Origin of the sequence: Moorena sp. SIO3B2 (genome assembly GCF_010692525.1) — a bacterium.
Classification (GTDB): Bacteria; Cyanobacteriota; Cyanobacteriia; order Cyanobacteriales; family Coleofasciculaceae; genus Moorena; species Moorena producens.
Window position 1 is genome coordinate 46,218 of sequence record NZ_JAAHHE010000032.1, and the last position, 7,892, is coordinate 54,109.

Here is a 7,892-nt window from a genome sequence, read left to right on the forward strand (position 1 = left end):
GTAGCGCAGATGCTTACCTAAAAGCTAGAACTTGGTAGAAATATTCCCGGTACAAATTGCAGCGAGGCACAACATAGTTACCCTGTCGCTCTACCAAGCCCATACTGTGTAGTTTGTAAATCTCGATCGGATTGAGTTCCACTGGCTCAGATGAGGTGACAACTTTCTTGAGGGCCTGAAGCAACTCTGGTGATTGTTGCAGTGTTTCTAAATGTCGCCGCAAATGGTTGCTATAAATACCTGCTTCTGTGGGTGCATCTTGCCACAACTGCTGGAATGTTACCTTGCCAGAGCCAATTTCATACATCGCCAACCGTACCAGATAGGGATGACCAGATCCCATTGTCATTAATTTTTCTATCTGGGTATCATTCCAATTTAGTCCATGGAGCTGAGCCAAATTTTTTACCTGCTGTTGGTCAAACTCTCGCAACTCCACTGGAATTCCGGCGTTAAAGGGAGATTGATTTAAGTCTAAGGGAATATAAACTTCTGTAGAATGTGCTATCACTAGCCGCAGTTGCTTCCAGATATCTGAAATCTTGGCTTTTTCATGCCAGCTGCGCAGCATCCCTAAAAAGTCTTCTATCACTTCGGGGTAGGGAAAAACTCGATCGACTTCATCCAATGCTAAGACTAGGGGACAATCTATTTCTGCCAGTAAATACTCCTCAAAATAGACTGTGCAGTTATCATTACTACCCAAAATTTCTGTATCCCAATAATCATTTAATTGATTTTCTAACTTTAACTGCCGACCAACTTTCAAACAGAGCCAGCGGAGGAATTTATCTAAATCGGTTAAAATTGCTCGGTCTACACTGCTCAAATCTAAATACACCGTTTGACAATCCTGGGATTGAGCATGAGCTAGAATCCTCATCATTAAGGAGGTTTTTCCCATTAGCTTTGGTGCTTTAATCCGAATCAGGGAACCAGGCATAATCACCGTATCGTAACCGAGAGATTCGATGCTGTCTCGCTCCACATAAAGAGGTGAATCCAGCGCCACCCAACCCGACGGAAATGGTAGCTTTGTTAGGGGCTCAGATGCTTGCTGCTCTCCATTGGTGCTAAGTGATCTACCTTGACACTTTTTCCATGCTCTTTTCAGTGCTTGTTTGAAACTCTTTTTGGTAACCCTTTCTCCTAATGCTTCTGAGAGCTTATTCCATAATTTGTTGCCGATATCTTTGTTAAGATACTCAGCACTGTAGCCATACATATTGGCGATCTGATCATAGGTTTTCCCTTCCCAGGAACCCTGAAGTACTGTGGTTTCAATGTCACTGAGATGTTTGCCTGTATTTTTGAAGACAACTTGATCAGCAGACTCTTTTGCTTGTATCCAAGCTAACTCTGATTCTGAGTCTACTCCAGAGACTACACTCATAACTGGATGGGAGGGGTAAAACTCATCAAATGCTTGAGCAATCATGTAACTAACAATTTTGTAGATGTATACTTAGCTACCAACTACAGCCCCAGCATTCCAGATTTTTGGAGAAACTGATATAGCGCTACGGGCAAGGCAAGAAGCAAAAGTTGAGGTAGGGTGGGCAGTGCTTAGCAAAACGATTGTCAGCTTTTCAATTGGTCTGATCCACTGCCCACCCTACGGCTCACTACGGCTCACTGATAGAGGTAGGGTGGGCAGTGGCTAGCAAAACGATTGTCAGCTTTTCAATTGGTCTGATCCACTGCCCACCCTACGGCTCACTACGGCTCACTGATAGAGGTAGGGTGGGCAGTGGCTAGCAAAACGATTGTCAGCTTTTCAATTGGTCTGATCCACTGCCCACCCTACGGCTGATAGCTGATGGCTGAATGCTTACGTTTTTGCGATGTAGTTATAGTACTTATCACCCTGTTGTTGGCTATTTATGCAAGACGTCGAGATTTTAAGTTAGTTTAAATTAATTTAATTTTTTTTAACTCAACAACTATCAAAAGGTATCAAAAAGTCAGAAGCGTTGAACGTTTTAAACATTCAACGCTTCTATGCTATATAGCAAAGGGAACAGCGGATCTGGGAGGCTTATTAAAAATCTAGAAGTAGATGTAGGGTGGGCAGTGCGTACCAAAAGGATTGTCAGCTTTTAAATTGGTATTAGGCACTGCCCACCCTACGGCTCTTAAATAAAACTTATATATCAGCTGACAAATCAAAATTAGCTTTTCCCTGACTTGGTGCATAATTTTGATAGTTATTCACCATGGTACGAGACAACCGCAGTGCTTCTAAACGACTAACTTCTAGGTTTTGGGGTGGAATCTGCTGCCAGATATCCAAGGTTTGTAACCGCTTTCTGGTTTTGCCTGTTGCCCCTACAATAAATACTTCACGACCTTTATCTAAGGCTTCTTGAATGGCATTTTCCAAAGCTAGGGAAGCGGTAACACCTAAAATAGGTACATCACTGAAATCCAGAATCAGCACATCAAAACCTTCAATGGCATTGTGTTGACGGGAAATTGCTTTTGCAACCCCAAAAATCATCGGTCCACTGAGATGAAAGAGTACAATACGACCGTCACCTTGATCCAATAGTACTTTTTCCTCCTGGGAAAGCTGAATTTCCTCATCGTCATAGGTAATCGCCTTAACACTGTCTGCTCTATGAGCACTAAGACGCTCAATGGTGAGGATATTGGCAATAAATACTCCTACTCCCACCGCCACAATCAAGTCAACAAAAACAGTCAGTAAAATCACCCCGTACATAATCAGGGATGCTTTCCAAGAAATTTTATGGGCACGCTTGAGGAAACCCCAGTCAATAATATCAATACCTACCTTGAGGGCGATACCAGCCAAAACAGCAAGGGGAATCGTTTTGGTGAGGGGGGCGGCCCAAAGCACAACTACTAGTAATGCTAAAGCACGGGCGATTCCAGAAAGGGCACTCCTACCCCCGGATTGGATATTAACCACAGTTCCCATGGTTGCGCCAGCTCCAGGAATACCGCCAAATAAACCGGATACTAAATTACCTAAACCCTGGCCCATTAACTCTTTGTTAGAATCATGTTCGGTACGGGTTAAACTATCAGCAACCAGGGAGGTTAGTAATGCATCAATGCAGCCCAATGTAGCTAGCACCAAAGCATCAACCACCATTAACTGTAACTGTTCAGTGCTAAACACCGGTAGACGCAAACTAGGCAAACCAACAGCAATTTCCCCAATACGGCGAATATCTACCCCAGAGAAAAATACCAAAGACAAAACTGTTCCCAGAATTAATGCTAGCAACTGGGGTGGTAAGATGCGTTTCCATTTGCGGGGCATTAAAACAATAATTGCTACGGTCAAAACAGCTAAAACAGTTTCAACCGGGTTGATGTTTGCTATCAGTGTGGGCAAACTAGTAACTGTGCCAATGACGCCACCCTTAGGGCTACCTTGACCCAAAAAAGGAGCCGTTTGCAAAATAATTAGTATGATTCCAATACCCGACATAAAACCGGAAATGACGGTGTAGGGCATCAAAGTAATGTATTTGCCTAGGCGCAGAAAACCAAACAGAATTTGAAAAATTCCGGCTAACATGACCACGGTAAAAGCCATAGCCATGCCGTTTTCTGGATTAGCAGCCGTAAGGTTAGCAATTACCGCTGTCATCACCACTGTCATGGGGCCAGTGGGTTCAGAAATTAGGGTGGGAGTACCTCCAAATACCGCAGCAAAAAAGCCAATTAATACAGCACCCCACAAACCAGCTTCTGCTCCAGCACCGGAGGCGACACCGAAGGTAAGAGCCATGGGGAGGGCGATAACGGCGGCGGTTAGTCCACCAAAAATATCCCCCCTAATGTTACGAAAGTGAATTTGGTTAGTTAGTTGCACAGTTAAATTAGATGTAGGTAATTGTTACATTACATGTAGGTAATTACTTTTTACTGTACTGCAAATACATCCATTATATTTATTGAAGTATTTTACTAAAATCATTTACTTTACTCTATGGTAAAGGCACAAGCCCCAGAAACATAAGCCGTTAACTTAATATTAATAATTTATTAATAAGTACCTTAACTTAAGAAAAACTCATGGCAATTATCGATTTGCTTTATGGCCAGGGGAGATAGGGAGATGGGGAGATAGGGAGATGGGGAGATAGGGAGATGGGGAGATGGGGGAGATGGGGGAGATGGGGAGATGGGGAGAGATGTAGGGTGGGCAGTGCTTACCAAAAGCATTGTCAGGTTTTGCATTGGTCTGAAGCACTGCCCACCAGATCAGTATATGTAGATGTAGGGTGGGCAGTGCCTACCAACAGGATTGTGAGGTTTTGAATTGGTATTAGGCACTGCCCACCAGATCAGTATATGTAGATGTAGGGTGGGCAGTGGATACCAACAGGATTGTCAGCTTTTCAATTGTTATTATGCACTGCCCACCAGACCAGTAATTTTATTAAAAATCTAGACAAATAAATTCTATTTTATAGTTGATTTGATGTCGGTGGGCAGTGTTGAAAACCGATTAAAAACTGATTTATCCGTCTAAACCACTGCCCACCCTACGATTAATATAGGTGGGCAGTGTTGAAAACCGATTAAAAACTGATTTATCCGTCTAAACCACTGCCCACCCTACGAGTAATATAGTTGATTTGATGTCGGTGGGCAGTGCTTAAAATACCGATTATAAGCTAATATTATCGCTCTGAAACACTGCCCACCCTACGAGTAATTTTATTACTATTCCCGATTCCCGATTCCCGATTCCCGATTCCCGATTTCCTAATAAAAAAAAATTTCTAAAATCCCTTGACAATATATTGATTTATTGATAAATTAATAGTGTCAACAAACTCAAGAGATAATTTCAGATGAGTAACAATTTTCCTCCTTCCGACAACCAAGGTGCCTTACCCAAGAAAGCCAAGCTCTTTTTGATCGGTTCTCCTGAAAAGGTTCGGAATACAATTAATGCCATTTATTCCCTTAAGTATGCGGAGCCGGACGAGTGGAGCACTCCGGAGCCTACGGGAAATCCTGGTGAGGTTATGACCTTTTTGATTCGATACTTTTACGTAGATTAAGATAGGAGTTTGCCAGGGTTGCCCCCTGGCAAATCAGGAATTGTGAAGGATGTTTGGTGAAGGAGGATGAAGCAACATGAAGCAAAATGAGTTGGAATGTTATTGCTTTTCAGCAGTTGCTGACTAACTCGGGAATCATGCCATAATTGAGATCTGAAATTATCCATTTTGAGCTGTACTTGTGGAACCTTCAAGTACAGATTCGGTCAAGGATTGGGGTTAACCCAAACTTGACCGATTTTTTTTTAGGGAGTCGGGAGTCGGGAGTCGGGAGCGGTGCGACCCGTGGCGAATTTAATTCTTAATGGGTCAAGGGCACCGAGGGAGTCGGGAGTGTGGGGAGGGTGGGAAGTGTAACGTCTATGTTAACGGTTGTTATTACTTAGCCTGCGCCCTACAATAAAAAGCGGGAACAAAAAAATGTGAGCCAGCTGCAATTACCCCTAGATCAGGTAATCAGCTATCAGCTATCAGCGTGTCGCGTATCAGCTGATGCCCTTGGCTGACGGCTGACGGCTGACTGCTGAATGCTTACAGTCAAGCTTTTCGAGCTTAGTAGTACAAATCTATAAAATCAACTATATAACTATATAAGCTGCAATAACAATTAAGTTTAATTTTTGCTTCTTTGACCCACAAAGTAAATGACTAATCCTCCCTTAGATGAGGCTCTCAAGACTTACGAAATAGCCCTTGAACACCTTGAAGATTCAGCATCACCGATGTCTGAAAAGCAAATTATCGTGGTTTTAAATGCTAGGGATTTTGTTCAGGCTGTTGGTCAGGCACAAGTTTACCCTTCTTATCACCAACAAAAAAAGCTTGTTGCCTTGGATGTGCGCCTCAAACAAAATGCTTGGCAGATCAGCAAAGTTATTGATTTTGCCAGCTGGCGAACTAGTTTGGAACCCCGAGACACAGCTTGGTGGTGGCATTTAGAAACAGAAGCGGAGCTTGCCCGCTGGCAATGGTGGGATTGGTTATGGCGAGGATTGAGCATTGCTGGCTGGACGGCGAATCTTGGCTTGTTAATCGACCTTCTGCCTCGTTTTTTGATAGCAGGCACTGGATTTGCGGGAGCAGTAGCAATTGCTTTTCCCAGTCTTTTGACCGTATTACAAGGGATCAGCGAACTAACGGAAACCGGACAAGAAGGATTTGATAAATTATTAATCCGACTGGGTATTCCCAAGCATTTTCATGCGGAAGCCCAGCTCGGGGCGACGGAGTTATTACTGGTAATCTTACTAGGTTTTCACTTTTATCTGCCCAATTTTTCTAATTTCTCCAATAAAAGAGGTTTTGAAAAGTATAACCAAGGTCAACTAGCCAGTGCTGAAGCCCACTATCAGCAAGCGTTAGCCCTTAATCCTGATAATGTCAAAGCTCACTACAACTTAGCTTTTGTTTACGAAGATTTACAACAGTTTGATAAAGCCAGAACTCAATACCAATTCGCCGTAAAAGGCGGTTTTGTCAAAGCCTATAACAACTTAGGTCGCTTGCATATTCTGAACAACAAACCATCTTTAGCTATACCCCTACTCTTAAAAGGTTTAGCCAAGGCTGAGCAAGCCAGTATCAAAGTTAAATACGACCTGATGAAAAACTTGGGTTGGGCAAGGCTTAAGCAACAGCGCTGGTATGAAGCGGAGAAATTTATCCTGGGTGCTGTTTCTCTAGGAAGTAGTCAAGAAGGTAGTAAACGAATCTCTAATCGCGGTTCAGCCCACTGCTTATTAGCTCAGGTTTATCAAGGACAAAACCAGAAAACCAAAGCCCTGAACCAGTGGCAAAAATGTTGTCAATTCGGCTCAAGTGCTAATCCTGATGAGGATCTGTGGCTGGGCTTAGCTCATAAAAAATTAAAGGAGGACAATCAATCATGTGGTCAAAACAATCGAAAACCTTAATTGCCTTTGCACTGGGGCTAGGTGTGGCAGTTACTTTCATCAAACCTGCCCTGCCTCAAATACCAAGGTTTAACCTAATTATCGCCTTGGGTCCTCCAGGTGAAGTCAAATTCCAGAAGCCCAATTGGTCAAATTTTCAACCAGCTTCTATTGGTTCTGTACTCAGGGGGGATTATCAGCTGTTGGTAGGCTCAAATGCTACGGTTGAAGTGCTGTGTTCCAACTGGACAACCTGGAAACCTGAACCGGGAAGAACTTCCACCGTTAATGAAGGCTGTCCTGCCACCAGAGATAATAGAATAATTCACTCAGAGGATGATACCCCTCCTACTAGGGCAGCAAATAATCAAAACATTCCTTATCTATTAAGTCCGAGGAACACATCCTTACTCGACAACCGACCCACCCTACGCTGGCATCAGGTTGAAGGTGCAGAAAGTTACTCTGTTAGGATTCGTGGACAAGGATTAGATCTAGACTGGAAAACCCACAGTAGGGAGACAGAAATTCTTTATTCAGGGGAACAACCTCTACCACCTGGTTATTATTGGTTAATTGTTGAGACTGACAACGGTCAACGTTCTATAGAGGAAGGGGTATTTGGTTTTCGGGTACTTGATGAAAAGAAAGCTACCACCCTATTAAAAGAAGTAGAGGAACTCCAGCAAAAACAGTTAAGTGAAGAAGCAAAAACCTTAGCCATAGCCCATTTTTACCTCAGCGAAGATTTGAAATATGATGCGATTGATATCCTCGAACAAAGCATCAAAGATGGGAATACTTTGGTAGCAACCTATCAACTGCTAGGGAATACCTACACACAAGTGGGGTTAAATCGACTGGCAAAGGAGCGTTACCTCAAAGGTTTAGAACTGGCTAAAGCAGCATCAGATTTAAACAGTCAAGCGGAAATACAAAAGAGTTTAGT

6 protein-coding genes are annotated in these 7,892 nt (G+C 43.0%); 4 read left to right on the forward strand and 2 right to left on the reverse strand.

The window, feature by feature from the left end; all coding sequences use genetic code 11:
• Positions 1-13 precede the first annotated feature (13 nt).
• Together F6K38_RS10830 and bicA are read right to left on the reverse strand one after the other, a co-directional pair.
• Positions 14-1,393, reverse strand: a complete 1,380-nt coding sequence (locus tag F6K38_RS10830; RefSeq protein WP_044492734.1) for an AAA-like domain-containing protein — start codon at positions 1,391-1,393, stop codon at positions 14-16.
• 753 nt (positions 1,394-2,146) lie between these two features.
• Entirely contained in the window at positions 2,147-3,850 is a 1,704-nt protein-coding gene (gene bicA / locus F6K38_RS10835) for a bicarbonate transporter BicA (RefSeq protein ID WP_287356590.1), read from the reverse strand.
• Positions 3,851-4,838: 988 nt separating this feature from the next.
• Between bicA and F6K38_RS10840 the strand changes: the two genes are divergently transcribed.
• The 4 genes from F6K38_RS10840 to F6K38_RS10855 form a co-directional block, all read left to right on the forward strand.
• Positions 4,839-5,051, forward strand: a complete 213-nt coding sequence (locus F6K38_RS10840; protein WP_287252323.1) for a hypothetical protein — start codon at positions 4,839-4,841, stop codon at positions 5,049-5,051.
• Between the two features lie 146 nt (positions 5,052-5,197).
• Entirely contained in the window at positions 5,198-5,356 is a 159-nt protein-coding gene (locus F6K38_RS10845; RefSeq protein WP_154659947.1) for a hypothetical protein, read from the forward strand.
• Between the two features lie 339 nt (positions 5,357-5,695).
• A complete protein-coding gene (locus F6K38_RS10850) occupies positions 5,696-6,964 on the forward strand; it encodes a tetratricopeptide repeat protein (protein WP_287356592.1) in 1,269 nt (422 codons plus the stop codon).
• Positions 6,937-7,892, forward strand: a 956-nt coding sequence (locus tag F6K38_RS10855; RefSeq protein ID WP_287356594.1) for a hypothetical protein, incomplete at its 3' end; no start/stop codon positions are given. The genes F6K38_RS10850 and F6K38_RS10855, both read left to right, overlap by 28 nt.